Source organism: Rudaea sp. (assembly GCF_036560865.1).
GTDB lineage: Bacteria > Pseudomonadota > Gammaproteobacteria > Xanthomonadales > Rhodanobacteraceae > Rudaea.
This window is the reverse complement of sequence record NZ_DATBQK010000109.1, coordinates 1-26558: the sequence shown is the minus strand read 5'-3', so window position 1 is coordinate 26558 and position 26558 is coordinate 1. Positions and strand designations below refer to the sequence as shown.

General features: G+C 63.9%; 26 protein-coding genes. 19 read left to right on the top strand and 7 right to left on the bottom strand.

The window, feature by feature from the left end; translation table 11 throughout:
* From VIE67_RS11395 to rpmG, 12 genes are all read left to right on the top strand, one after another.
* A partial coding sequence (locus VIE67_RS11395) for a ParA family protein (protein ID WP_332026288.1) occupies positions 1 to 693 on the top strand: 693 nt, incomplete at its 5' end.
* Positions 694 to 733: 40 nt separating this feature from the next.
* Complete coding sequence (locus VIE67_RS11390; protein WP_332026286.1) at positions 734 to 1591, top strand: ParB/RepB/Spo0J family partition protein; 858 nt, start codon at positions 734 to 736, stop codon at positions 1589 to 1591.
* A gap of 36 nt (positions 1592 to 1627) precedes the next feature.
* Positions 1628 to 2158: a sigma-70 family RNA polymerase sigma factor gene (locus VIE67_RS11385; protein ID WP_332026284.1), complete on the top strand. Its 531-nt coding sequence runs from the start codon at positions 1628 to 1630 to the stop codon at positions 2156 to 2158.
* Positions 2145 to 2858: a DUF3379 family protein gene (locus VIE67_RS11380; protein WP_332026282.1), complete on the top strand. Its 714-nt coding sequence runs from the start codon at positions 2145 to 2147 to the stop codon at positions 2856 to 2858. Before VIE67_RS11385 ends, VIE67_RS11380 begins: the two co-directional genes overlap by 14 nt.
* Before the next feature lie 336 nt (positions 2859 to 3194).
* Positions 3195 to 3740 carry a cupredoxin domain-containing protein gene (locus tag VIE67_RS11375; RefSeq protein WP_332026280.1) on the top strand — a complete coding sequence of 182 codons (546 nt, stop codon included), beginning with the start codon at positions 3195 to 3197 and terminating at the stop codon, positions 3738 to 3740.
* Positions 3737 to 5221 carry a cbb3-type cytochrome c oxidase subunit I gene (locus tag VIE67_RS11370; protein ID WP_332026278.1) on the top strand — a complete coding sequence of 495 codons (1485 nt, stop codon included), beginning with the start codon at positions 3737 to 3739 and terminating at the stop codon, positions 5219 to 5221. The genes VIE67_RS11375 and VIE67_RS11370 overlap by 4 nt, the downstream gene beginning before the upstream one ends.
* Positions 5193 to 5810, top strand: a complete 618-nt coding sequence (locus tag VIE67_RS11365; RefSeq protein ID WP_332026276.1) for an SCO family protein — start codon at positions 5193 to 5195, stop codon at positions 5808 to 5810. Before VIE67_RS11370 ends, VIE67_RS11365 begins: the two co-directional genes overlap by 29 nt.
* Before the next feature lie 92 nt (positions 5811 to 5902).
* Complete coding sequence (locus VIE67_RS11360) at positions 5903 to 6424, top strand: hypothetical protein (protein ID WP_332026274.1); 522 nt, start codon at positions 5903 to 5905, stop codon at positions 6422 to 6424.
* Between the two features lie 21 nt (positions 6425 to 6445).
* Entirely contained in the window at positions 6446 to 6925 is a 480-nt protein-coding gene (locus tag VIE67_RS11355) for an RrF2 family transcriptional regulator (protein ID WP_332026272.1), read from the top strand.
* Positions 6926 to 7151: 226 nt separating this feature from the next.
* On the top strand, positions 7152 to 7883 hold the full coding sequence (locus VIE67_RS11350) for a glycosyltransferase family 2 protein (RefSeq protein ID WP_332026270.1): 732 nt from the start codon (positions 7152 to 7154) through the stop codon (positions 7881 to 7883).
* A gap of 137 nt (positions 7884 to 8020) precedes the next feature.
* Entirely contained in the window at positions 8021 to 8257 is a 237-nt protein-coding gene (gene rpmB / locus VIE67_RS11345) for a 50S ribosomal protein L28 (RefSeq protein WP_332026268.1), read from the top strand.
* An 11-nt stretch (positions 8258 to 8268) separates the two neighbouring features.
* A complete protein-coding gene (gene rpmG / locus VIE67_RS11340) occupies positions 8269 to 8433 on the top strand; it encodes a 50S ribosomal protein L33 (protein ID WP_332026266.1) in 165 nt (54 codons plus the stop codon).
* Between the two features lie 265 nt (positions 8434 to 8698).
* Here rpmG and VIE67_RS11335 read toward each other — a convergent pair whose 3' ends face one another.
* Positions 8699 to 9349: an arylesterase gene (locus tag VIE67_RS11335; RefSeq protein ID WP_332026264.1), complete on the bottom strand. Its 651-nt coding sequence runs from the start codon at positions 9347 to 9349 to the stop codon at positions 8699 to 8701.
* Here VIE67_RS11335 and VIE67_RS11330 point away from each other — a divergent pair.
* A complete protein-coding gene (locus VIE67_RS11330; protein ID WP_332026262.1) occupies positions 9348 to 10055 on the top strand; it encodes an ABC transporter ATP-binding protein in 708 nt (235 codons plus the stop codon). The two genes, VIE67_RS11335 and VIE67_RS11330, sit on opposite strands and share 2 nt — an antisense overlap.
* Positions 10056 to 10068: 13 nt before the next feature.
* A complete protein-coding gene (locus VIE67_RS11325) occupies positions 10069 to 12543 on the top strand; it encodes an ABC transporter permease (protein WP_332026260.1) in 2475 nt (824 codons plus the stop codon).
* 104 nt (positions 12544 to 12647) lie between these two features.
* Here VIE67_RS11325 and VIE67_RS11320 read toward each other — a convergent pair whose 3' ends face one another.
* The gene (locus VIE67_RS11320; protein ID WP_332026258.1) at positions 12648 to 13850 is read right to left on the bottom strand and encodes a DesA family fatty acid desaturase; all 1203 of its coding nucleotides are present in this window, start codon (positions 13848 to 13850) and stop codon (positions 12648 to 12650) included.
* Between the two features lie 192 nt (positions 13851 to 14042).
* Between VIE67_RS11320 and mutM the strand changes: the two genes are divergently transcribed.
* On the top strand, positions 14043 to 14855 hold the full coding sequence (gene mutM / locus VIE67_RS11315; RefSeq protein WP_332026256.1) for a bifunctional DNA-formamidopyrimidine glycosylase/DNA-(apurinic or apyrimidinic site) lyase: 813 nt from the start codon (positions 14043 to 14045) through the stop codon (positions 14853 to 14855).
* Here mutM and VIE67_RS11310 read toward each other — a convergent pair.
* From VIE67_RS11310 to VIE67_RS11300, 3 genes are all read right to left on the bottom strand, one after another.
* On the bottom strand, positions 14806 to 16269 hold the full coding sequence (locus VIE67_RS11310; RefSeq protein WP_332026254.1) for an MATE family efflux transporter: 1464 nt from the start codon (positions 16267 to 16269) through the stop codon (positions 14806 to 14808). The two genes, mutM and VIE67_RS11310, sit on opposite strands and share 50 nt — an antisense overlap.
* 49 nt (positions 16270 to 16318) lie before the next feature.
* On the bottom strand, positions 16319 to 17629 hold the full coding sequence (locus tag VIE67_RS11305; protein ID WP_332026252.1) for an amino acid permease: 1311 nt from the start codon (positions 17627 to 17629) through the stop codon (positions 16319 to 16321).
* 97 nt (positions 17630 to 17726) lie between these two features.
* Positions 17727 to 20189, bottom strand: a complete 2463-nt coding sequence (locus tag VIE67_RS11300; RefSeq protein ID WP_332026250.1) for a prolyl oligopeptidase family serine peptidase — start codon at positions 20187 to 20189, stop codon at positions 17727 to 17729.
* 179 nt (positions 20190 to 20368) lie between these two features.
* Between VIE67_RS11300 and VIE67_RS11295 the strand changes: the two genes are divergently transcribed.
* From VIE67_RS11295 to hemC, 4 genes are read left to right on the top strand one after another with little or no spacing between them, the layout of a single operon-like run.
* Complete coding sequence (locus tag VIE67_RS11295) at positions 20369 to 21031, top strand: alpha/beta hydrolase (RefSeq protein ID WP_332026248.1); 663 nt, start codon at positions 20369 to 20371, stop codon at positions 21029 to 21031.
* A gap of 29 nt (positions 21032 to 21060) precedes the next feature.
* Complete coding sequence (locus VIE67_RS11290) at positions 21061 to 22143, top strand: sensor histidine kinase (protein WP_332026246.1); 1083 nt, start codon at positions 21061 to 21063, stop codon at positions 22141 to 22143.
* Positions 22144 to 22190: 47 nt separating this feature from the next.
* The gene (locus VIE67_RS11285) at positions 22191 to 22931 is read left to right on the top strand and encodes a LytR/AlgR family response regulator transcription factor (protein ID WP_332026244.1); all 741 of its coding nucleotides are present in this window, start codon (positions 22191 to 22193) and stop codon (positions 22929 to 22931) included.
* 16 nt (positions 22932 to 22947) lie between these two features.
* The gene (gene hemC / locus VIE67_RS11280; protein ID WP_332026242.1) at positions 22948 to 23859 is read left to right on the top strand and encodes a hydroxymethylbilane synthase; all 912 of its coding nucleotides are present in this window, start codon (positions 22948 to 22950) and stop codon (positions 23857 to 23859) included.
* A 6-nt stretch (positions 23860 to 23865) separates the two neighbouring features.
* Here the strand turns inward: hemC and VIE67_RS11275 are convergent, their stop codons facing one another.
* Both VIE67_RS11275 and cysC read right to left on the bottom strand, forming a co-directional pair.
* The gene (locus VIE67_RS11275; RefSeq protein WP_332026240.1) at positions 23866 to 25965 is read right to left on the bottom strand and encodes a M13 family metallopeptidase; all 2100 of its coding nucleotides are present in this window, start codon (positions 25963 to 25965) and stop codon (positions 23866 to 23868) included.
* Positions 25966 to 26054: 89 nt separating this feature from the next.
* A partial coding sequence (gene cysC, locus VIE67_RS11270) for an adenylyl-sulfate kinase (RefSeq protein WP_332026238.1) occupies positions 26055 to 26558 on the bottom strand: 504 nt, incomplete at its 5' end.

The following is a 26558-nucleotide window of genomic DNA, read 5'->3' as shown; positions in this document are numbered from 1 at the left end:
GATCCGCAGGGCAACGCGACGATGGCGTCGGGTATCGACAAGCGTACGGCGCGTCCCACCGGTTGCGAAGTGCTGCTCGACGAGGCGCCCATCGAAACCACGATCGTGCCGACCCAGGCCGGTTTCGATCTGTTACCCGGCAGTCGCGACCTGACCGCCGCGGAGTTGAAGCTGGTCGATATGCTCGCGCGCGAATCGCGCCTGAAGGATCAACTGGCCAAGCTTGGCGAGCGCTATCACACGATCCTGATCGACTGCCCGCCGTCGTTGCACCTGCTCACGATCAATGCGCTCACCGCCGCGCACGGCGTGCTGATTCCGGTGCAATGCGAATATTTCGCGCTGGAAGGTCTGTCCAGCCTGCTCGATACGATCAAGGCGGTGCGCACGCGGCTCAATCCGGACCTGGAAATCGACGGCCTGCTGCGCACCATGTTCGACGTGCGCAACAATCTGGGCAACGACGTCTCCGCCCAGCTGGGCAAGCATTTCGGCGACAAGCTGCTGCGCTCGATCATCCCGCGCAATATCCGACTTGCCGAGGCGCCGAGCCACGGCTTGCCGATCAATCTGTATGATCGCGAATCGCGCGGCGCAATCGCCTATCTTGGACTCGCCGGTGAGATCTTGCGCCGCGAGCGCGCAGCGCAGTCGCCGCCCGTGCCTGCCGTCGCATCGCTGCGGGTAAGTTAGACTACGCGGCCTAATCAGATTTTCGAAAGCGAGATCAAACATGGCAGCGGCAAAACGGCGCGGCCTCGGCTCGCGCGATCTGGACGTTCTGCTTGGCGCGGGCGATACGCCTGACACAGGCGGCGACGATCTGCGCGCATTGCCGATCGACCGGATTCAATCGGGCAAGTACCAACCGCGGCAAGTGTTCGACGAAGAGCGGCTGGCGGAGCTCGCCGCGTCGATCAAGGCGCAGGGCTTGATCCAGCCGATCGTCGTGCGCACGGTCGGGCCGGCACGCTACGAAATCATCGCCGGCGAACGGCGCTGGCGTGCGGCGCAGCTTGCCGGCCTGCGCGAGATTCCCGCACTTGTGCGCGAAGTGGCCGATCCAGCCGTCGCCGCGATGACCCTGATCGAAAATATCCAGCGCGAGGAACTGACCGCGCTCGAAGAAGCGCACGCGCTGCAACGCCTGATCGCCGAATTCAAGCACACCCACCAGCAGGTCGCCGACGCGATCGGTCGTTCGCGCGCGTCGGTGTCCAATCTGTTGCGCCTGCTCGACTTGCCCGACGAGATCAAGCGCATGCTCGATGAGCACCAGCTCGAGATGGGCCATGCGCGCGCGCTGGCCGCGCTCGATCCGGCGCTCGCGATCGGACTTGCGCGGCGCGCCGTCGCGCATGGCTGGTCGGTGCGCGAGCTCGAGGAAGCCGCGCGCAAGGCGCAAACCCTGCCGCAGGGCAAGGCGAAAGCGACCGCGCGCGATCCGGATATCGTCGCGCTGGAACGTGAGCTGGCGGAGAAACTCGCGGCCAGAGTGAGCATCCAGCACGGCAAGGGCGGGCGTGGCAAACTGGTGATCGGATACCACAGCCTCGACGAGCTGGACGGCATCCTCGAGCGCATCCGCTGAAATTCGATGTGAAAGTTTCGTGACGTCAGGCCGGTCATGTCCCCAGTGAGCAGCAAGCAGCGACAGTTCGACGCCCTGGTACGCGGCTATTCGGGCGATCTGTTCCGTTATGCCTACTGGCTCTGCAGCGAGGAAGCGCTGGCGCACGACCTGGTGCAGGAGACTTTTCTGCGTGCCTGGCGTTCACTGGACAGTTTGCGCGAAACCGGCGCGGCGAAAGCGTGGTTGATCACGATACTGCGGCGCGAGCATGCGCGTTTGTTCGAGCGCAAGACGCCGCAGCTGGTCGATGTGGACGAAGTCGACGTGGCCGACGAACGCGAGGCGCTGACGCCGGAGGCGGCAGGCGAGGATGCGTTGATACGCGCGGCAATGCATCGGCTCGATGCGAAATATCGCGAGCCGTTGCTGATGCAGGTGCTCGGTGGATTTTCCTGTGAGGAAATCGCACGCGAGTTGAATTTGACCAGTGCGGCGGTGATGACCCAGTTGTTCCGCGCGCGGCAGAAATTGAAGGCCATGTTGAACGGCGACAAGATCGAGGCGGAAGTATATGAACTGCGTTGAATTCCGACGCCATCTCGGGGCGGATCCGCAATCCAATGCGGTCGAATTCGTGCGCCATCGCGCCGAATGTCCGCGTTGCGCGGATGCGGCCGGGCGCGCAGTCGAGTTCGATCGCAACCTGTTGCGCGCGCTGAATATCGAGGCGCCTGCGCAGCTCGCCGATTCCATCCTGCTCGCGCAGGCTACCGACGAACGGCGTCGTCGCGTGACGCTGCGCCGTCGCGGAACTATCTTCGCAGTCGCCGCCTCGTTGGCGCTGGCGATTGGTCTGTTCGGCATGCGCGTGGACGCCAAGCCGCTGTCGACCCTCGCGGTCGATCATCTGAGCGCGGAGCCCTTTGCCTTGGCCACTACCGCGCCGATACCGGACACTGATGTGCGCAACGCGTTCGCCAAGCGCGGCGTCGCTTTGGACAAGGTTCCGGCAGGCGTGAGTTACGTGCAGTGTTGCCCGGTTGGACGCTACCTGTCGGTGCACATGGTGATGCCGGAGCAAGACGGTCCGGTAACGGTCTTGTATGTGACCAACGACATTGCCAAGCAGCGCCAGGATTTCGTGCGCGGCGGCTGGCTTGGACGCAGCGTGCCGATGGGACATGGCACTCTGGTTTTGCTGGCGAAGAGCAGCAGCAAGTTCGACCATGTCGAGGCTGTCTGGAGCGAGGCCTTCGCGACGGCTCCGGCAAACGGCCGAGGTTGATTGAAAGAGAGCCGCTTTGCTTCAACTGAATACGAATTTTGGGCCGCGCCCCAGCTTGAATCGTTCCATTCGACCCCTTCCCCGCCAGCGGAAGCGGTGAGCTGGCGTGTGCACAGGGTGTGCTGACGCAAGGTAAACACTTCGATCGAAAATGCTCTAGCCGGACGCCCTGGGTATGCGTTGGCGCGGGAGCTGCACGCGTTGGTGGCGGGCGATTGCGGCGCAGGAATGGCCTGCACACGCCACGTTTCCCGTAGCGCCACCCGCATATTGACAGCGGGGTCTGGCGGTCCCAATATAATGTATTCGAAATACATGTTAATGGGGAAACGCCCAATGAACATGCAGGACGAAGTGTGGATCATCACGCTGATCGGGGTGGGGCTGGTTGCGCTGGCCTTTGTCTGGGTGATCGTGCAGTCCGCCAGGCCGCCCGGTCCGCAACAGGTGCATGAGAAAGCACATGCGCTTCGACGCTGGTGGTTCCTGGCCTTGGTAGTGCTTGGAATCGGCATCGCCTGCGCCACCTTGAGGCCATTTCCCATAGCCGACCAGCAAACGAACGCGCAATCCGCGCAGATCGTCGACGCGATCGGGCGCCAGTGGTCGTGGCAGTTGAGCCGCACCCGGGTCGATGCGGGGATCCCGGTGGAATTCGATGTCAGCAGCGGCGACGTCAATCACGGCTTCGCGATCTATGGCCCGGACAATCGCATCCTCGCCCAGACTCAGGCCATGCCCGGCTTCACCAATCGGTTGCTGTATACCTTTACACAGCCAGGCAAGTACCGGGTGCTGTGCCTGGAATATTGCGGACTGGCGCATCACAACATGGTGGCCGAGTTCGAGGTGGTCGCGGCAGCCACGGGAGTGCAGCCATGAGTGCGACCGAGCTGTATCCGACCAGCGAAACGCTGACGCGCAACGAGCGCATCGTGCTCAATTTCTACGTCATCTCGGCTTTGCTCGTATTCCTGCTGCTGATGCTGTTCGGCTTGACCATGCGCATGGCGCAGGGCAGCTGGATTAATATGCCACCCGACGTCTTCTACCAGATCATGACGGCGCACGGCGCAGGCATGGTGGGGACGATCGGGTTCGCATCGAGTGCGGTGATGTGGTTTTTCCTGCGCAAGTACGTACGCCTGAGCTTGCCGATATTCGCAACGAACTACGTGCTGTTCATGCTCGGCGCACTGACCATCCTGGCAGCCGTCTTCATCGGCCGATATGCCGGTGCATGGACATTCCTCTATCCGCTGCCGGTGCATGCGATGAACGTGTGGAGTCCGCATGCGGCAGCTGCTTTCATGCTCGGCTATTTGCTTATCGGTGTCGGCTTCCTGCTGTTTTACCTGGATGCGATGCGAGCCATCATCCGCGTTTATGGCAATCTCGGGCATGCGCTGGGCCTGCAGTGGCTGTTCGGCGGAGAAATCGACCCATTGCACCCGAAAACGGTGGTTGCCGGCAGCATGGTGGCGATCACCAATTCCATCGGCATCCTCGCCGGCGCGATCGTCCTGGTGATGTGCCTGATCAACATTTATTTCCCGTCGGTTGGGCTGAATGCGCTGCTGGTCAAGAACCTGACTTATCTGTTCGGCCACATGTTCATCAACGCCAGCATCTACATGGGAGTGATCGCGGTCTATGAGTTGCTGCCACGCTACAGCGGCCGACCATATGCCATATCGCGCCCGTTCCTGTGGTCATGGACGGTGAGCCTGGTAATGGTGCTGATCGTCTATCCACATCACCTGATGATGGATTACGCCATGCCGCTGTGGATGCTGGTGATGGGCCAGATCGTTTCCTATTGCGCCGGTTTGCCGGTGTTTACGGTGACGGCCTACGGCGCCTTGACCAATGTTTACCGTTCCGGAATGCGCTGGACGCTGCCGGCCCGGCTGCTCATGCTGTCGATGTTCGGCTGGGCCGCGGGTATTGTCCCGGCCATCATCGACGGCACCATAAGCGTCAACGAAGTGATGCACAATACACAATGGGTGCCGGGCCATTTCCACTTCTATCTGTTGCTGGGCGTGCTGCCGATGGTGCTCGCATTGATGTATCACCTGGTCGGCAGTCGCGCGCAGGGACCGGATCGCGCCATCGACCGGCTGAGCTTCCCGGTGTACGTGATCGGCGGCCTGGTATTCGTCTTCGCATTCCTTGCCGCCGGTCATGACAGCGTGCCGCGGCGCTATGCGGTGCATTTGCCGGCATGGCAGGGCTACGATCAGGTCGGTTCGATCGGCGCGATCCTGCTGATTGCGGCAATGCTGTTGTTTGCCATCCGCATCATCGGTGGTCTGCTCGGGTCGTCTGGTAATGCCGATCCTGCGCACTCTGCTGGCTAGCCTGGCGCTGATCCTCGTCGGTGGCGCTGCGCTTGCCGCGGCCACCGGCCGGTTCCGGGCATTCACCACCGAAACCGCGCGGCGCATCGAGGTGCGGGAGCATCCACTCGAACTTCCCGCGGTGGCGCTGGAGACTGCCGCCGGCACGCGGATCAACCTTTCCGACTTGCGCGGGAAATGGCTGCTGGTCGACTTCATCTACACCCGCTGCCCGACTTATTGCGTCGCGCTCGGCGGCGAGTTCGCGCAGCTTCAGGACCGACTCGCCGGACCGCTCGCGCAGGGCAAGGTGCAGCTGCTCAGCATCAGTTTCGATCCCGATCGCGATACGCCGCAGCGGCTCGCGACGTACCTGAAACTCTTCCGCGACCGTGGCGAGGGCTGGTTGGCCGCACGGCCCATTGATCCGCAGGGGCTCGCACGCCTTGAGCAGGCCTTCGGCATCACCGTCATTGCCGATACGTTTGGCGGCTACACGCACAACGTCGCCATCCATGTCGTCGATCCGCGCGGCCGCCTGGTCGAAATCCTCGACGTGGGCAATCCGGATCTGGTCGCACAGGCCGTGCTGCAGAGAACGAGCCCGTGATCGCGCGCCCGGAGTATCGATCCTTCCATAGCGCGGCACTACTTTTCCTTGTGTTGCTGGCGCCACCGGCAAGGCATGCGCTCGAGACGAGCATGACCGCGCACATGCTGGTGCAAATCCCGCTACTGGTGGTGGTGGGATGGCTGCTGGTGCCGGTGCTGCCCGCGAGGGTTGCGGCGACGACGGCGTACTGGAACCATCGCGGCATCACCGGCCTCGTGTTGGCAACTCTCGCCGGCGCTTTCTGGATGCTGCCGCGTGCGCTCGATGCGGCCATCACCGATCCGCTGGTCGACGCCGCCAAATACCTGTCGATACCCGTGTTGATCGGCCTGCCGTTCGGGCTGAGCTGGCCGCGCGCGGGTTTCATCGTCAGAGGTGTATTCCTGCTGGAATTCATCGCCACGTTTTTCCGCCTGGGCTGGCTTTATTTGATCTGGCCCGATCGCTTGTGCAACAACTATCTGCTCGGCGATCAGCAGCGTCTTGGCCACTATATGGTCCTGATCGGCGCGGCGCTGTTTTTCTGGGTCGCCGGCACGCTGCTCTGGGGGCGCATGGATTCGTTCACGCAGGCGCGGCCACCGTCGCCGCGTACGGATGCCGGCACGTAGAGTTGATTTCGGCGTCGATAGTTGTCACTGTCCACGTGGATTCCGGAATCGATCGTCATCATGCAACTGATGCGTTTTACCGACTACGCGCTGCGTGTAATGCTGTTCGTCTGCAGGCAGCGCAATCGCGTCTGCACCATGCGCGAGATAGCGGCGTACTACCGCATTTCGCGGGAACACCTGCGCAAGGTGATCCACAAGCTGGCCAAGCTGGGTTACCTGAATACGTCGCGCGGCCGTGGTGGCGGCATTACGCTGAAACCCGATCCGGCGAAAATACGCATCGGCGACGTCATCCTTGCGATGGAAGAGGATTTGAGCATCGTCGATTGCCATGCCTTGGGGTGTGTGCTCCAGCCAGGATGCTCGCTCAAGACGGCGTTGAACCGTGGCAGCCGCGCATTTATCGCCACCCTGAACGAAGTGACGCTCGCCGACCTGCTCGGCAACACGGAAATGAAACGCCAGTTCAGGGTCGTCGACGCCGGCAAGCACGCATAGACCGCCCGCGGGGCAGCACTCGCGGGTGCGTTATACTTGCGCTTCCGGGCAAAATCGCTCTTCTGCTCTGGAAACTCCAACAACGCGCCCGTAGCTCAGATGGATAGAGTAGTGGCTTCTAATCCGACCAGCGATAATCGGGCTTCGTTCGACGCGCCACCTGTCGGTTGCCGCAGAAGTTGACGGCGAGTTGGGGCGTCAACTCAGCTGACCAGGATTGCGTCCGATGCCCGATTTATCCGTCGTCGTGCCGGTACACAACGAGCGCGACAACATTGTTCCGCTGCTCACCGAAATCGCGACCGCACTGCGCGGCAAGGCCGATTTCGAGATCGTCTATGTCGACGATCTGAGCCGCGACGACACCTTGGCCGTACTCAGCGCGGCGAAAGCGCAGTTTCCCGAGTTGCGGGTTTTGCGCCACACCACGCAGAGCGGGCAGAGCACCGCCTTGCGCAATGGAATCAAGGCAGCGCGCGGGACCTGGATCGCGACCCTCGACGGCGACGGCCAGAACGATCCTGCCGATATTCCGAAACTGCTTGCCATGCGCGACGAAGCGCAACGCAGCGAATCGGATCGGGCGATCAAGCTGTTCGCCGGCTGGCGTGTGAACCGCAAAGACACCGGCAGCAAGCGCTGGGCATCGAAAGCGGCGAATGCGATTCGCAGCCGCCTGCTGCGCGACGAAACGCCGGATACGGGCTGCGGGATCAAGCTGTTCGAGCGCGCCACATTTCTCGATCTGCCGTACTTCGACCATATGCACCGTTACCTGCCAGCCCTGGTACAACGCGCCGGCTGGCAGGTGCGCAGCGTACCGGTCAACCACCGCGCGCGCGGTGCGGGCGTGTCCAAATATAACAATCTCAATCGCGCCCTGGTCGGGATTTCCGACCTGCGCGGCGTGTCCTGGCTGATTCGCCGCTGCAGGCGTACGGCGGTCGAGGAAGTCTGAAAACCCGGCTGTCCGAGTTGCGGCAAGGGCCTGATTCTGCTCTAATATGCGGCTCGCTGCGTCTCAGTGGCGAATCCAGCATCCGCTGGGCCGAATCCGCTCTGGCTAAGAGCGGCAGCAAATATCACGAGGTACGTATGGCCAAGGTCTGCCAAGTAACCGGCAAGCGCGCGCAGTCGGGCAACAATGTGTCGCATGCCAACAATAAAACCCGGCGCCGTTGGCTGCCGAACCTGCACGAGCGTCGTTTCTGGGTGCCGAGCGAGAAGCGCTGGATCAAGCTCAAGGTTTCCACCAATGCCCTGCGTACCATCGACAAGAACGGCATCGAAACCGTTCTGGCCGAACTGCGCGGCCGCGGCGAAAAAATCTAAGGAGAACTCTCATGGCATCCAAGCGCGATAAGATCCGCCTCGTCTCCTCCGCGGGCACCGGTCATTTCTACACGACCGACAAGAACAAGAAGACCACGCCGGACAAGATGGACATCAAGAAGTACGATCCGGTCGTGCGCAAGCACGTGGCGTACAAGGAAGCGAAGATCAAGTGACGCAATGGCGCGTTCACGCAGCCCGCGAACGCCTTTGCCATTGCGTCATCCCGGACGCCGCGCAGCGGTGATCCGGGATCCAGGGATGTATTTTTGCGATCGTCCGTGATCGCAGTATCAAGAAGCGGCCATCCTTGGCCGCACTTCTCATCAAGAGCAAAAACCCGCCGCGAGGCGGGTTTTTTTCTTCTTGCTCCAACTCTCTTGTCGTTGGGCAGAAAAAGCTGGATCCCAGCGTGCGCTGGGATGACGAGCGAGAAGCAATTCAGCGCAACTTCTTGAGCGCCGGTTCCAACACCACCCACACATTGTCGAGCACCCTTGGCTCGCCCGCAGCCTTGGGATGCAGGCCATCGTCCTGCATCAGATCCGGATTGAGCGCCACGCCATCGAGCAGGAACGGCACCAATGGCGCATTGAATTCCTGCGCGAGGCCCCGATACATCTCTCTCAAGCCGTCGCGATATTGCGGCCCGTAGTTGATCGGCAGTTCGATGCCGAGCACGACGCTGCGTGCACCGGCGTCGCGGATCGCAGTCAGGATGTGCTGCAGATTCGTGCGAATCTCGGCGAGCGGCAGGCCGCGCAGACCATCGTTCGCGCCGAGCTCGACGATGACCAGCGCGGGTTTGGCGTCGGTCAGCAATTTGGGCAGGCGTGCGCGCCCGCCGGCAGTGGTTTCGCCGCTGATACTCGCGTTGACGATGCTGCGCGGCATCGCGTGTTCTTGCAGGCGCAGTTCGAGGAGATGCACCCAGCCGGCCTCGGGTGCTATGCGATGTGCGGACGACAGTGAGTCGCCGAGTACAAGAATGGATGTACGCGCGGCGGATTGCTGCGCCGCCGCCGGAGTTGCCGCCGGCGACAAGTTTGTGCTCAAAACCACGAACAACAAAACCAGGAAATTTTTCAGCATGAGCGAAGAGATCGCGATCGAGATTGGCAACGAGGCCATCGGTGCCGACAAGGTTAGCAAAACCGTGGATGGGCCGGACGGCCGCCTGACTATCCTCGAAGACGTGAGTTTCCGCGTTGCGCGCGGCGACAGTCTCGCGATCGTCGGCGCTTCGGGTTCGGGCAAGACCACTTTGCTCGGTCTGCTCGCCGGGCTCGACCGGCCGAGCGCGGGCTCGATCGTGCTCGCCGGCGAGAAGCTCGATGCGCTCGACGAAGAAGCGCGTGCACACCTGCGTCGGCGCCGCGTCGGCTTTGTGTTCCAGAATTTTCATCTGCTGCCCGCGCTCAATGCTGAAGAGAATGTGATGCTGCCGCTCGAACTCGATGGCCGTGCCGATGCGCGTGAGCGCGCGGGCGATGCGCTTGCGCGCGTGGGCTTGGCGGCGCGCCGGCATCATTATCCGGCGCAGCTTTCCGGCGGCGAGCAGCAGCGCGTCGCACTCGCGCGCGCGTTCGTGCACGCGCCCGAGATCTTGTTTGCCGACGAACCGACCGGCAATCTTGATCAGCGCACCGGCGCCGTCGTCGGCGATCTGCTGTTCGCGCTCAATCGCGAACACGGTACGACCCTGGTGCTCGTCACTCACGATGCCAATCTTGCTGCGCGCTGCGCACGTCGGCTTGGCCTGATCGCGGGCCGTATCGCGGACGCCGCGACTGCATGAAGCTTCCGATCTCATGAAACCTCTTGCGTTCGCCGCACGCAGCCTGCGCCGCGAGTTCCGCCATGCCGAACTTGCCATGCTGGCGGCGGCGCTGGTGCTCGCCGTGGCCGCGCTTACCGCGGTGGCGACACTGGCCAATCGGGTCGAGCGCACGATCGTCGCCTCCGCGGCGGAACTGATCGGTGGCGATCTTGGTATCGCGGCCGGCCGCGCGCTGCCGCCGGCGCTGATCGAGGCCGCGCAGCAGCGTGGACTCGCAACCACACAGGTAGCCGATTTCCCGAGCGTCGTGTTCGCCGGCGAAGCGAGCCGCCTTGCCGATATCCGCGCGACCGATGCCGCATTTCCGTTGCGCGGCGTGCTTGCGGTGCGCGACGCGCATGGCGCCGAACAGATCGTGCATGCGCCTGCACCCGGATCGGTCTATGCAGAGCCTGCCGTGCTTGCCGCGCTGGCGCTGAAAGTCGGCGACCGTCTGCAGATCGGCGGACGCGATCTGGTCGTCGAGGGCGAGATCACGCGCGCGCCGGACAGTGCCAATCTGTTTCGCCTCGCGCCACGCGTGCTCATGAATCTTGCCGATGCCGAATCGATTGGCTTGCTCGCCGCTGGCAGTCGTGCGCGCCATCGGCTGTTGGTAGCCGGCGACGAGCGCACGGTTGCCGATTTCTCAGCGGCGATCAAGTCGACGCTGCCTGCCGGCGCGGAAATCACCACGGTCGAGGATGCACAGCAGAATCTGCGCGGTGCGTTCGAGCGCGGCGGCAGTTTCCTGCGTCTGGCCGCCTTGCTCGCCGCGCTGCTGTCGGGCGTCGCGATCGCGCTGGCTGCGCAGCGATTTGCGCGACGCAAGCGCGAGGAAGTCGCACTGCTGCGCTGTCTCGGCGCGCGGCGCGGCGAAATTCTGCTCGCGCTGCTGCTCGAACTCGGCCTGCTCGCGCTACCGGCCTGCGTACTCGGCGTGCTGGTCGGGTTGGCGCTGCAGCAGATCGTGTTCGTGCTGGCCGGGGATCTGCTGCCCGGCACGACGCCTTCGATTCCGTTGGAACCTTCCTTCGCCGCGTTCGCGGTCGGCGCCGCGGTGCTGTTCGGTTTTGCGTTGCCGCCGCTGCTGCGCCTGCGCGACGTCGAACCGCTGCGTGTGTTTCGTCGCGATCCCGATCCGCGCGCGGGCCGCTTCGACGCGTTGTATCTGTTGCCGGTCGTGGTCGCGGGGGCATTGATCGCAAGCGGTGCCGGCGACGCGCAATTGGCGCTGACGCTTGCGCTAGGCTTCGCCGGCGTGGCCTTGCTGACCTTGGTACTCGGCCTGATCCTGCTGCGCTTCGTACGCAGCGCGGGCGCGCGACTACCCGCGGCGTTGCGTTTCGGTCTTGCCAATCTTGCGCGGCGCCGGACTTTGAGTCTGTTGCAGGCCGGCGCGCTCGCGCTGAGTCTCACGGCCTTTGCGGTGCTCGCCGTCATCGGACCTTCGTTGCTCGCCAGCTGGCGTGCGGAGCTGCCGGCCGACACACCGAATTATTTCCTGATCAATCTGCAGACCGGGCAGCGCACGGCAATGCAGCAGCGCCTGTCCACGCTCGGCGCGCAGAACATCAATGTGCTGCCGCTTGCAGTTGGCAAACTCGTGGCGATCAACGGCAAGACACCGAAGGCCGAAGACTTCGCCGATCGGCGCGCGGCGAACTGGATCAACGGCGAGGTGCGCGTGTCCTGGAGCGTCGACCTGCCACCGGCGAATCGCCTGCTGCAAGGCCGCTGGTTCGACCCCGCCGCGGACAAGCCGCAGTTGTCGATCGATCAGATGTGGGTCGACATGTTCGGCATGAAGCTCGGCGATACCATGACCCTGCGCGTGGGTGAACGCGACATCGACGCAGTAGTGACCAGCATCCGTGGCGTGCGCTGGGATTCGTTTCGCGCGAATTTCTTTCTGATGCTCGATGCGCGCACCGGCGATGCGCTGGCGCACAGTTACATCGCGAGCTTTCATCTGCCGGCGGCGACTCCGCTTGCCTCGTTGTCGCGCGACTTTCCGAACGTCTCGCTGATCGATCTCAACCAGATTCTCGACCGCGTGCGCGAGATCGTCGGTCGCGTCAGTCGCGCCGTGGTCTGGGTGCTCGGCTTCAGCCTCGCCGCAGGGCTGCTGGTGCTGCTCGCCGCACTGGCCGCGACCGCCGACGAGCGCCGCTTCGAGGCCGCGCTGCTGCGCACGCTCGGCGCGCACTCGTCGCAACTGAGCGCTGCGGTACTCGGCGAGTTTGCCGCGCTCGGCATCGTCGCCGGGGGCATCGCGGCGCTCGGCTCGGCGGCGATCGGCACCGCGCTCGCGCGGCGCGTGTTTCATTTCGCCAGCTATCTGCCGCCATTCGCAGCGTTGCTCGCGGTTGTCTTTGCCGCCGCCGTGCTCGTCGCACTCGCCGGCTGGCTCGCCACGCGGCGCATCGCGCGTGCGGCGCCGATCACGGTGTTGCGGCGCGGCTGATCGGCGCGGCGGGTGTGTGGTGGGATTTGTTCTCGCGAGCAGAACGCAGTCAAACAAAAACCCGCCGCAGCGGGTTTTGTCGGGTTCGGTTGTCACTCAATCGTTCACGCGCGCGCCGGTGCGAGCGCATAGCCGCGCAGGCGCGCAGCGAATGCGGCCAGCGTCTGAATACCGCTCGCCTCGGCTTCACGGCACCAGTCCTGCAGATTGCTGAGCATGGTTTCGGCGCCGCCATTGCTGCGTTCGAGCACGCCGGCGAGGCGTGCGCGGAAATCGCAGACCGTGCGCAGGGTCGGGCGGTTCTCGATCAGCGACTGCAGGCGTTCGCGCGAATGCGCATCCAGCCAGCGGCCGCCGTTGCCGAGCGCCTTGCGCAGCGCGCGCGGAATGGCCTTCAGGCCGGCGCCGGCACTGGCGGCTTCCTCGCGCAGGGTCGGCGCGATCACGCTGCGGAAATAATCGGTCATCACCTCGAAGCGATGCGAGAGCACGGCCTTGATCGTTTCCGCGTCCGGCAGCTGCACGTTCGCGCGCACATCGAGCGATGGCGCAACGCGCAAAACCTTGGCCAGTCCGAGCATCTCAAAACCACGGATCGCGACCCAGCCGATATCGAACTCGAACTTGCGCAGCGCGAACTTGGCCGAGCTTGGAAATGCGTGATGGTTGTTGTGCAGTTCTTCGCCGCCGATGAAGAAGCCCCACGGCGTGAGATTGGTCGCCATGTCGGCGGTTTCGAAATTGCGGTAGCCCCACCAGTGACCGACGCCGTTGACCACGCCAGCCGCCCAGAACGGAATCCAGACCATCTGCAACGCCGAGATCGCCAAGCCCCAGATACCGAACAGGGCGATATTGACGATGAACATCAGGGTCGGGCCCCAGTACGCATGCTTGGCGTACAGGTTGCGCTCGATCCAGTCGCTGGGCGTGCCCATGCCGTATTTCTCGATCGCGGCCGTGTCGTACGAGGCGACGCGATACAGATCGACGCCTTTCCACAGCACGGTCTGGATGCCGAAGAACTTCGGGCTGTGCGGATCTTCCTCAGTTTCGCACTTGGCGTGGTGCTTGCGGTGGATCGCCACCCATTCCTTCGTCACCATGCCCGTGGAAACCCACGACCAGAATCGGAACAGGTGCGCCAGCACGGGCTGGAAATCCACGCCGCGATGGGTCTGGCTGCGATGCAGATAGAGCGTCACCGTGAAGATCGTCAACTGGGTGACGATGAAGAAATAAATGACTTTGACCAGCCAGGTTGTTTGCAACAGCCCGCCGTTCAGAAAATTGAGTATGGTTTCCATCGATTCGACCGTAAATTATCCCCGCCCCGAGCCGTTTACTATACGTGAGCCGCAGGGCCCGCACCAGTGAAGCCGGGCTTGCTCGGCCGCACTTCGGGATGGATTTCGCGATCGGCGGCGCATTTTACGGATTACTAACAACTCGGCGGTGGTCGCTGGCGTTCAGAACTGCCAGCGCTGGCACAATGGCGCATGCCTGAACTACCCGAAGTCGAAACCACACGGCGGGGGATTGCCCCACATCTCGTTGGCCGGCGGATTGAAGCCGTCATCGTGCGTCAGCCGCGTTTGCGCTGGCCCGTGCCCCGGCAGCTGCGCGAGCGACTGCCCGGGCAGCGCGTGGATGCCGTTGAGCGGCGGGCGAAGTATTTGCTTGTGCACACTGTCGCGGGCAGCGCACTCCTGCATCTGGGCATGTCCGGGTCGTTGCGTGTACTGCCGGGCGGCACCGTCGCGGGCGCTCACGACCATGTCGACTGGCACCTGGATTCCGGACGCATCCTGCGCTACACCGATCCGCGCCGTTTCGGTTGCCAGCTCTGGCAGGCGCCCGGAGCGCCGCACAAACTGCTGGCCGGACTCGGGCCCGAGCCGCTGGGCGAGGAATTCGACGGCGATTATCTGTGGCGAAAGTCGCGCGGGCGTGCCGCAGCGGTGAAAACATGGCTGATGGACCAGAAAATCGTCGTTGGTGTCGGCAATATCTACGCGGCAGAAGCGCTGTTTGCGGCGGGAATTCATCCCAATCGCGCCGCGGGATCGGTGTCGCGCCTGCGTTATATGCGTCTGGCGCGCGAGGTCAAACGCATACTCGAGTACGCGATCACGCGCGGCGGCACGACCCTGCGCGATTTCATCAGCCCGGACGGCACGCCAGGCTATTTCGAGCAGGAGCTGTTCGTCTACGGCCGCGCGGGCCAGCCATGCAAGGTCTGCGGCACGCCGATCCGTGCGATCACGCTTGGACAGCGCTCGACGTTTTATTGTCCCCGATGCCAACGCTGATCTTGCTGGCGCTACCATCGACGCTGGCGACCGTGGCAGTCGCCCGCGGCGCCAACATGCGCGCCTGGCGCCAGCCGCCCCAGCGGTAATACGCCGCCGACAGCGTCATCGACATGAGCGAGCCGAGCGGGAAACTCCACCAGATCGCGTCCGCGCCCCAGGAGCCGACCAGCGAATAGGCGAACGGAATGCGTACCAGCCACAGCGCGATGAAAAGGATGATCAGCGGCGGAATCACAGCGCCGGTCGAGCGCACCACCCCGGCGAGAACGAACGAGATGCCGAAGAACACGAACGACCAGACCACGACATGGTTGATGTGTTGGGCGATCTCGATCGCGCCACCGGTTGCGGGCAGGAACAGATTCAATGCGCCGCGGTTGAACAGGTAGATCAGCAGCACCAAGGTGCCGGTGAGCAGGAAGTTGAAGCCGACGCCGGTCAGCGCGATGCGGTTGACCCGATCCCAGCGCTGCGCGCCGACATTCTGCGCGGCCATCGACGAGGCGGCCATGCCGACCGCGAGCGAGGGCATTTGTATATAATTCCACAATTGGAAACAGGCACCGTACGCGGCCGTGGTATGCGCGCCGAAACTGTTGACCAGCGAGATCATCGCGATCATCGATGCGGACATCACGATCATCTGCAGGCCCATCGGCAGGCCCTTGGCGACGAGGGCGGTCAGGATCGCGCGGTCGATGCGCAGGTAGTGCATTTCGGTGCGCTGGATGCGCAGAAAGTGCTTGCTGCGATACAGATAGGCGATCAGCAGGGCCAGGGTCGTGACGGTCGAGATCAGGCTCGCGGTCGCCGAGCCGCTGATGCCCATCGCCGGCACCGGACCGAGTCCGAATATGAACAACGGATTGAGTGCGATATCGAGCACGACGTTGATCGCGAGAAACACGAACGGCGTGCGCACATCGCCGGCGCCGCGCAGGGTCATGCTGATGAAGGTCAGCACGTAGATGAACGGAATGGCGAGGAAGATGATGCGCAGATACGCGACGGCGAACGGCAGGGATTCCGCGGGCATGTGCATCCACGCCATCAATGGCCCGGCGCTGTTGAAACCGAATACCGCCACGCCCAGCGACATCACGACGAAGAACACGAGGCTGGTGCCGACCACGCGCTTGGCCTGATCGAGGTTCTTCGCCCCGATGCTCTGGCCGACCAGGATCGTGCCGGCCATGCCGACGCCAAATACCGCGCCGATGAGGAAGAACAGGATCGTGTTCGCGTTCGAGGTCGCCGCGAGCGCGGCTTCGCCGAGGCCGTGGCCGACCCAGATCGCATTGACCGAGCCGTTCAGCGATTGCAGCACGTTGCCGGCGAGGATCGGCAGCGAAAACAGGAACAAGGTCTTGCCGATCGCGCCTTCGGTCAGCGCGTGACTGGGTCGTTGCATCGAGGACATCGGGACGGCAGGTCGGCGGAGGCCGCGTATCGTGACGTAGTCAGGCGCTCGGCGAAAGTTTTTTTTGCGGGCGCCAGCGCTGCAGCAGATAGAACGGCAGTCCAGCCAGCAGCAGTCCGCAGCCCCAGAGCAAGGCTTCGCTGCCGGTGCCGATCAGGGCCCACACGCCATAGATCAGCGCGAGCGCGGCGACGAGCATGCGCCAATGCGCGTAGTCCGGTTCGCGCGGCTCCAGGCGCAGCATTGCCGCGGCGCTGAACACATAGGGCAGCAGCGCGGCTGCGGTGGCGAGCAGGATCGATGCGGTGAAGATGCTGACCAGCGAACCGGCAAAATTTGCGGCGACGAGGATCGTGGCCAGCGCGCTGCCGATGACCAGGCCGATGCGCGGCGTACCGCGCGCATCGACTCTGGCGAAATACGCGGGAAACAAACCGTCGCGCGCCGCGGCGAACGGGATCTGTCCCTGCACGAGGATCCAGCCGTTCAGCGCACCGAGACAGGACACCGCCATGGCAGCGGCCATAGCGGCGGCGGCGCCATTGCCCCAGAGCTCGCGCGCCACGTCGGCGAACGGCGCGGGCGAATCCTTGAGCGCATCGAGCGGCAGTAATCCAAGCACGATCGTGCACGCGGCCACCGTGATCAGCGTGGCGAACAATGTGCCCGCGACCGTGGCGCGCGGAATCACGCGCTCGGCGTCGACCACGTGCTCGGCCGGGATCGTCGCGCACTCCATGCCGAGCAGGGCCCACAGCGCGAGCGCGGCTGTCGTCGTCGTCACACTGAACAAATTGCCGCCGCTTGGATTGAACGGCGTAAATGCATGCGTATCGACCGATCCTGCGCCCAGGGCGATGATCACGACGATCGGCAGGACTTTCAATATCGTAGTGACGAGCTGGGCCAGACCCGCAGCGCGCACGCCCGCGATATTGCACAGGGTACAAAGCCAGAGCACGGCCAAGGCGCAGATCGCCGAGCGCTCCGGGCTGGCAAGCAAATTGGGGAAGAGCGAGGCCATGCTGCCGGCGAAGGCGACGGCGATCGCCGCGACCGCGCACCACACCGATACCCAGTAACTCCAGGCCATGACAAAGCCGGTGAAGTCGCCGAACGCGATGCGCGCGTAGGCGTATGGGCCGCCGCTCACCGGGTAGCGCCGCCCCATGTGCGCGAAGACCAGGGCCAGCAGCAGCGCGCCGACCGCACTCACACTCCAGCCGAGCAGACTGGCCATGCCGAATGGCGCGAGCGAAGCGGGCAGGAGGAAGATGCCCGAGCCGATCATGTTGCCGACCACGAGCGCCGTTGCCGACCAGAAACCGAGGGCACGTTGCGCCGTGTTCATGCGCGCTGCTGCGGCCTCGGCAATCGGGATCGAATTTGCGCTATGGCAACGCGGGGCATTCGCGCAGTATCCACGAATACCCCGATCCGGCAAAACGTTACTTGAGATTGGCCTCGAACAGCCGGTAGATGCGCTTGTATTCGTCGAGCCAGGAATCGGCATTGGTGAAGCCGTGGCGGTCGAGCGGATACGGCGAGATCGTGAAATTGTCCTTGTGCAACTCGATCAGGCGCAAGTACAGGCGCATCGAGTCCTCGAACAGCACGTTGTCATCGATCACGCCATGGCAGATCAATAGCGCATCCTTCAGGCCGTTCGCGAATTCGATCGGCGAGGAACGGATGTAGGCGATCGGATCGGTCTGCGGATCGTTGAGGATGTCGGACGTGTACTCGTGGTTGTACTGCATCCAGTCGCTGACCGGACGCAATGCGGCGCCCGCGGCGAATTCGCCCGGCGTGCGGAACAGCGCCATCAAGGTCATGAAGCCGCCATAAGAGCCGCCATAAATGCCGACGCGTTTTGCATCGACATTGAACGTATCGACCAGCCATTTCTTGCCATCGAGCAAGTCCTCGAGCTCGGGATGACCCATCTGCCGGTAGATCGCGTCGCGCCAGTCGCGACCGTAGCCTTCGGAGGCGCGGTAATCCATGTCGAGCACGACGTAGCCGTGCTGCAGCAGCAGGTTGTGGAACATCTGCTCGCGGAAATAGGCCGGATAGCCCAGATGCACGTTCTGCAGATAGCCCGCGCCATGCACGAACAGCACGGCCGGATGTTTCCTGCTCGCGTCGAAATCCGCCGGCTTGTAGAACTTCGCGTGAATCGCGCCTTTGAAATGCGTCGAGGGTACTTCGACGATCTGCGGCGCGACCCAGCTCATCATCTTGAATTCGGCACTGCGTGTGTCGGTGAGTTCACGCGCAGCGCCTGAACCGTCGGCGGCGACGACAGCGATCTGTGCCGGCACATAGCTCGACGAATGGGTGACCAGCAATTGCCTGCCGTCGTGCGCGAGCACGAAATTATCCATGCCCTGATAGTGGGTGATGCGTTCGAGCTTGCCGCCGTTCGCCGGTACGCGATACGCGTCGTAGGAATAGGGCGCCTCGGCATTGGCGCGTACATAGAACCAGCGGCCATCACCGGAAAGTTGCGGGCGCGAGACTTCAAATTTGCCCGACGTCAGCGCTTGCGTCTTGCCGTCGCGGGTCCTGGTATACAAATGCGCATAGCCGGTTTCCTCCGACTCGTACCACAACGTGCGGTTGTCGTTGAGCCAGCCGAAGTCGTTGAAGTTCCAGTTGATCCACGCGGGGTCGGTCAGGCGATGCTGCGGCACGAGCGCGTGATGCGTGAAATCGACGCTGGCAATCCAGCGATCCTTGTTGTCGATCGCGCGCAACTGGATCGCCAGCGCGCCGCCGTCGCGGCTCCAGGCGATGCCGCCGCCACCACCGTCTTCGGCATCGGAGACGACGCGCACGCCGCGTAGTTTTGCCTGTTCGTCCTTGTCGGTTTGCGGTTTGTCCTTCTTCTGCGCAGCGTTTTTTTTGTCATCGGCGGGATGGCTCTTGTCGGCCGCGAACTGTTTTTCATTCTCCTCGCGGATCGCCTTGAGCGGATCGTCGTGAATGCCGGGCAGTGCGTCGAGCGCGAGCGGGTGTGCCGTGTGCGCGACGAGATCGAGCAGCAGCAGCGCCTGCGGCGCCGGCGGGTTGCGGCCGACGCGCACGCGTTCGGTCTCGAATTCCTCGTAGCCCGATTCGGTCGCATAACGCGTGAGCTTGCCCTCGCGGCCTTTCTCGACCGACTTGGGCATCGTCACCACGAGCAGCCAGTGCGCATCGGGCGACAGTTCTGTGTCGAGCACCTTGACCTCGTCGCCGAGATAGAACGGCGCCGGCGCACGCGTCGGATCGCTCGCGCGCAATTCCTCGGCATGCTCGCGTCGGCTTTCCTTGTTGTCGTGCAGTTGCTTCAGGGTCGAGAACGTGCGCAATTGCATCTCGCGCAGATCGTCGGCTTTTGGCGCGGCGTCCGGATCTTTTTCAAGCTTGAGCACAGCGGCGGGCGCGGTTACGCCGTCCGCGAGATCGTGCACGAACCAGTCGTTGCCGCTGCGAAAACTCAAGCGGCGACCGTCCGCGGAAAACTGCGGCGCGGCTTCTTTTTGCGGCATGCGCGTGATCTGGCTCAGGCGTCCACTCGCCAGATCGCGCACGAAGATGTCGCCGTTGCGCACGAATGCGGCGTGTGTGCCGGCCGCGTCAAATTTCGCGTTCGCTGCGTCGGCCGCGGCCATCGCCGCGCCGTCGACGACGCTGTCCCTGGCGTCGGCCAGATCGATGCGATGCAGATCGTCGATCGGCACGCCTGTGCGCTTGAGCGAGTAGTACACCGTGCGGCCGTCGGTCGACCAATACGCGTTCTGCACGGGCGCACCGATCCAGTCCGGATCGGCCATGATTTTTTCCAGGGTCAGCGGCGCCGGTTGTGCGATCGCGGACGAGAAAACGAAGGTGGCAACGAGGGCGGCTAGACGAACGCGTTGCATGCGGATATTCCCGGCGGTGGCGAAACCGCAAGCATAGCGTGCTGCGGCGGGCGGGCAAGTTGCCGGAAGTCACGAGCCGTGGAAAATACGCGGCGTCGCGCGGCTGCGTGGCAAGTCCGAAAACTGGCGATTGTCGTGTAGATGCGTCACCATCGCGCCAACGTATCCCGGAAAAATCCATGGCTTTGCCCAGCATCGAAGTCGAAACCGCACCGAATCCCCGGCATGCGGTGATCTGGCTGCATGGACTCGGTGCCGACGGCCATGACTTCGAGCCGATCGTGCCCGAACTCGTCGACCGCGCCTGGCCTGCGTTGCGCTTCGTGTTTCCCAATGCGCCGGTGCGCCCGATCACGATCAACGGCGGCATGTCGATGCGCGCCTGGTACGACATTTCCGGCATGGAGATCGCGCAGCGCCAGGACGAGGCGGGCATCCGCGCCTCGATCGGCCTGCTCGACGAGTTGATCGCCCGCGAAGTCGCGCGTGGCGTGCCGAGCGCGAATATTTTTCTCGCCGGCTTTTCCCAGGGCGGCGCGATCGTACTCGCCGGCGGCCTGCGCCACGCATCGAAACTGGGCGGCATCATTGCGTTATCGACCTATCTGCCGATGGCGGAAAAGACCGACGCGGAAGCCAGCGACGCGAATCGCGCCACGCCGGTTTTCATGGCGCACGGCAACTTCGATCCGATCGTCCCGCATGCGCTCGGCGAGACGAGCCGTGACTATCTCAAGCGCCTGGGCTACGCGGTCGAGTGGCATGCCTATCCTATGCAGCATGCAGTCTGCGCGGACGAAATCGCCGATCTGCGCCGCTGGCTCGGCGCGCGGCTGACCTGAGCGATCGCCGTGCCGCATGTCTCGCCGCCGTGAGTACGCCTGAGTCCCCGCCGACGACGCCCGCCGCCGCTGGCAAAATGCGCTGGCTGGCGGATTTCTGCAGCCTGCCGGTGCTGTTCGTGGTCATGCTCGTGGCCGAATTGGTCGTACTCGTGATCGTGATCGCGCCGAGCGACGAATCGCGCGCGTTCCTGCCGCGCCTGGCCACGACCACGGTATTCGTGCAGTGGCTGGGTCTGTTGTGCGCGGTGAGCCTGTGCAAACTGCGTGCGCCGCTCGAGCGCCTGCAGCCGTTGCTTGGCGTCGTCACGGCGTATCTGGTGATGCTGGTGATTAGCCTCGCCGGCAGCTATCTCGTGTTCACGCTCGACCAGCAACTCAGCCTCGGACTGACCCTACCGGCGCAATTCCAGACGCGCTTCGTGATCCGCAACGCGGCGCTGTGCGCGCTGATCGGCACCGCCTTGCTGCGCTATTTCTACGTGCTCGAACAATGGCGCACGCGCGTGCGCGCCGAGGCGCAGGCGCGACTCGACGGGTTGCAAGCACGCATCCGTCCACATTTCCTGTTCAACAGCATGAACACGATCGCCAGCCTGATCCGGACGCAACCAGCGGCTGCCGAACACGCGGTCGAGGATCTGTCCGACCTGTTCCGCGCCGCGCTCGGCGCCGATGGCGCGCCGAGCACGCTCGGCAGCGAGCTTGAACTGGTGCGGCGCTATCTGGCGATCGAGCAATTGCGTCTGGGCGAGCGCCTGCAGGTGACGATGCAGATCGACGACCTGCTGCCCCTGCAAATGCCGGTGCCTGCGCTGCTGTTGCAGCCGCTGGTGGAAAACGCGGTGAATCACGGCGTGCAGCCGTTGCCACAGGGCGGCACCGTTGCGCTGCGCGCGAGTCGCGTCGGCAGCGGCGTGGAAATCGCGATCGCCAATCCGCGCCCGCCCGAAGGACAGCGTCTGCCAACGCGCAACGGCATGGCGCTGGCCAACACGCGCAGCCGGATCGAGTACCATTTCGGCTGGCGCGGCGTGCTGCTGGTGCAGGAAGGCGCCGAGGATTTCCTCGTCACGCTGCGCCTGCCGGATGTTGAACCGGCGAAGCCTTAGCGCCTGCCGCGCCAACCGATGGAACCGATGCGAAGCAAAGCGAACCGATGAAAGCGCTCATCGTCGACGACGAACCGCCGGCGCGTGCGCGCCTGGTCAGCCTGTTGCAGGAGTGCGGCGACGTGGAGCTGCTGGGCGAGGCCGGCGACGGCCGCACGGCGGTGGAGATCGCCGCGCGCCTCGCACCCGATCTCGTGCTGCTGGATATCAGCATGCCGCTGATGAACGGACTGGAAGCCGCGCGCCATCTGGCGACGCTCGATCCGGCGCCTGCGGTGATCTTCTGCACCGCGTTCGACGAACACGCGCTGGCCGCGTTCGATGCGAACGCGATCGATTATCTGGTCAAGCCCATTCGTCTGGAGCGCCTGCAGGGCGCGCTCGCGCGCGCGCAACGCTACAGCGGCGGCGCGGTCGCCAAGTTGCAGTTGGAGCAATTGGATGCGCAGTCGGCGAGCCGTACCCATCTGTGCGTGCGCGTGCGTGGCAACCTCGTGCTGGTGCCGGTCACCGAGATCGATTACCTGATGGCCGAGGACAAGTACGTGGTCGTCCACTATCGCGGCAACGCGGTGCTGATCGAGGAACCACTGAAAGCGCTGGAGACCGAGTTCGGCGGTCGCTTCGTGCGCATCCATCGCAATTGCCTCGTGGCGAAGGCGCGCCTGGTCGGACTCGTGCGCACGACCGACGAGCATGTGTTCGCGAAAATCGCCGGCTGCGAGGTGCAGCTCGAAGTCAGCCGGCGCAATCTGCCGGTCGTGCGCCGCGCGGTGAAGGGCGCATGAGCGCCAGAGTATACAAATGAACACTCTGCGCATCGCCACGCGCCAGAGTGCGCTTGCGTTGTGGCAGGCCGAACACGTCGCCGCGCGTTTGCGCGCGGCGCATCCGGGGCTCAAAGTCGAGTTGCTGCCGATGACCACGCGCGGCGACCGCATCCTCGACCGTCCGCTGGCGAGCATCGGCGGCAAGGGCCTGTTCCTCAAGGAACTCGAAGTCGCGCTTGCCGAGCGCCGCGCCGACATCGCCGTGCATTCGTTCAAGGACATGCCGATGGAGCTCGAAGCGGGCTTCGCGATCGGTGCCGTGCTCGAACGCGCCGATGCGGCGGATGCTTTCGTCAGCGTGAACTTCGCGCGGCCCGACGAATTGCCTGCGCGCGCGCGCGTCGGCAGCTCGTCGCTGCGCCGGCAGGCGCAGTTGCGCGCGCTGCGGCCCGATCTTGAGCTGCTCGATCTGCGCGGCAATGTGAACACGCGCCTGGCCAAGCTCGATGCGGGCGACTACGACGCGATCGTGCTCGCTTGTGCCGGCCTCGACCGCCTGGGTTTGTCGGCGCGCATCCGCTGCCGGCTCGAAGCGCCTTCCTGGCTGCCGGCCGCGGCGCAGGGTGCGATCGCGATCGAGCAGCGCGCGGGCGATGCACGTGTGGCCGAACTCGCCGCGGTGCTCAACGACGTCGAGACGGCGCGCTGCGTCGGCGCCGAACGCGCGTTGACACGGCGGCTGCAGGGCAGTTGCGAGGTGCCGATTGCCGCGTTCTGCATCGAGACCGACCGCGGCCTGCATCTTTCCGGCTTGGTCGGCGATGCGGCCAGCGGCGAACTGCTGCGCGCGCAGGGCGAGGGCAGCATCGACGATGCGGAAGCGCTCGGCCGGAAGGTCGCCGAGCAGCTGCTCGCGCAGGGCGCGGGGCGATTTCTCGAACGCTGATCCGGGTTACCAGATGCGTACGCGATCGGCTTCCGCGCGATACATCGGCTGTCCGGGTTTCACGTCGAAGGCCTCGTAGAAATCCGGCATGTTCGACAGTGGTCCGTTCACGCGCCACTTGGCCGGTGAGTGCACGTCGCTGAGCAGCTGCTGGCGCAACTTGGCTTCCTGCTCCTCGAAGATCCACGACAGCGCATAGCCGAGGAAGAAGCGTTGCAGCGGCGTGTAGCCGGCGATCTTCTCGCCTTTCTTGTATTGCTCGGTTTTCTTGAACGCGTCGAGCCCGATCAAGAGGCCGCCGAAGTCGGCGATATTCTCGCCGAGGCCAGCCTTGCCGTTGATGTGCAGGCCCGGCAGCGGTTCGTAGGCATCGAACTGCTTGGCCATCACGTCGGCGCGCTGCTGGAATTTTTCCGCATCTTCCTTCGTCCACCAGTCGGTGAGATTGCCGGCCGCATCGAACTGACGGCCTTCGTCGTCGAAGCCGTGGGTGATTTCGTGGCCGATCGTTGAGGCCGCGGCATAGCCGTAGACGATCGCGTCGTCGACGTCGGCATCCTTGAATCCGGGGATCGAGAACTGCGCCGCCGGCAGCACGATCTCGTTGTTCGACGGGTTGTAGTAGGCGTTGTAGGTCTGCGGCGTCATTTCCCATTCGCTGCGGTCGACCGGCTTGCCGAATTTGGCGACGCGATCGTTGAACAGCCACCGCCGCGCATTCATCACGTTCTCGGCATACGAATTGCGGCCGACCACCAGCGCGGAGTAGTCCTTCCATTTGTCCGGATAGCCGACCTTCTTGGTCACCGAGGCGAGTTTTTCACGGGCCTTGGCCTTGGTCGCGGCGCTCATCCAGTCGAGCCGGTCGATACGTTCGCCGTACGCGGTACGGATCGCCTCGACCAAGGTGTTGTAGCGCTGCTTGGAGCCTTCCGGAAAATATTCCTTGACGAAGATGCGGCCGAGGATCATGCCGATCGCGCGATTCTCCGCGTCCAGCGCGCGTTTCCAGCGCGGCCGCTGTTCCTTCTGTCCGGACAGCACGCGGCCGTAGAAATCGAAGTTCTCCGCGTCGATGTCCTTGCCGAGAAACTCGGCGTAAGCATCAACCAGATGCACGCGCAGATAATCGCGCAGTACCGGCACCGGCGTCTGCGTGAGCAGCGCTTGCAGGCCACCAAAAAATTCCGGCTGACCGACGATGATATAGGGCGCGGGCAGCTTCCAGCCGCTCAAGCGATCGGTCCAGGCGATCGATGGCGTGTACTTTTGCGTGAGTTCGCCCGGCGCCATCTTGTTGTAGTTCTTCTGCGGGTCGCGCAGATCCTCGAGCTTGCGCGAAACCTTGGCCAGCGCGGTCTCGAACGCCATCACTTGGGTCGCGCTCGCGCTGGCCGCCGCCTCGTCCGCGCCGAGCAGCTTGAACATATTGTGCAGATGGACCACATACGCCGCGCGCGCCTTGGCCACGCCTTCCTCGGTGTTGAAATAGTAGTCGCGCTCGGGCAGGCCCAGACCGCCTTGACCGACATGCACGGCCATGACGTCGCTCGCCTTCTCGTCCTGGAACACGCCAACGTCGAAGAACGCGTCGATGCCGAGCGGTTGCAGCGCGAACCCCGCGTCGAGCGCCGAGGGCACGTCCTTGACCGCGTCGATCTGCGCCAATTGATCCTTGAGTGGTGCGAGTCCGGCGTGGTCGGCCAGACCCTCGTCGGTCGCGGTGCTCCAGAAGTCGCCGATCTTTTGTTCGTCGCTGCCGGCGGGCGCATCCTTCTGTGCCGCCGCCTGCTCGCTGATCTTGCGCAAATTCGTATACAAATCCTCGCGCACGATCTTGCCGATGCCCCAGGACGCCTCCGATGCCGGAATCGGATTGTTCTTCAGCCACGTGCCGTTCGCGTAGGTAAAGAAATCGTCGCCCGGATTGATCGACGCATCGACATTCGTGCCGACGACATCGGGTTTGGCGCTCGCCAGTGGCGCAGCCGCGTCCGCGGCAGGCTTGGCGGCTGCATCGCGCGGGGCGCGATCGCAGCCGGATATTCCGGCGCTGGCGACGACACAGAACGCAAGCAGGGATGGGAAAGCAATCGTGTTGCGCATGGCAAAGGCTCGCAGCCGCAAAGGTTGCGCATGCTAGCCCATTCGCTCGATTCGCCGCCTATGCCCTAGGTCATGCTTGGCCCGTAAAATCAGGCCGCGCCGCCGATCAGCCCCTGTGCGCGCAGATGCGCGAAGATCAGATCGGCAGCCTCCTCGGCGCTGTGCTTCTGCGTTTCGATATGCAGCTCCGGTGCTTCCGGGATTTCATACGGCGAGTCGATGCCGGTGAAGTTTTTCAATTCGCCGCGCCGCGCCTTCTTGTACAAACCCTTCGGATCGCGCTGCTCGACCACGCTGAGCGGCGCATCGACGAAGATTTCGATGAACTCGTCCGGTTGCAGCATCTGCCGCGCGAGTTGCCGCTCGGAACGGAACGGGGAAATGAATGCGGTGATCACGACGAGTCCGGCGTCGACCATCAGTCTGGACACCTCGCCGATGCGCCGGATGTTTTCGATGCGGTCGGTGGCGGTGAAGCCCAGGTCCTTGTTCAAACCGTGGCGCACGTTGTCGCCGTCGAGCAGATAAGTGCGCACGCCGAGCGCGTGCAGTTTGCGTTCGACGAGATTGGCGATCGTCGACTTGCCGCTGCC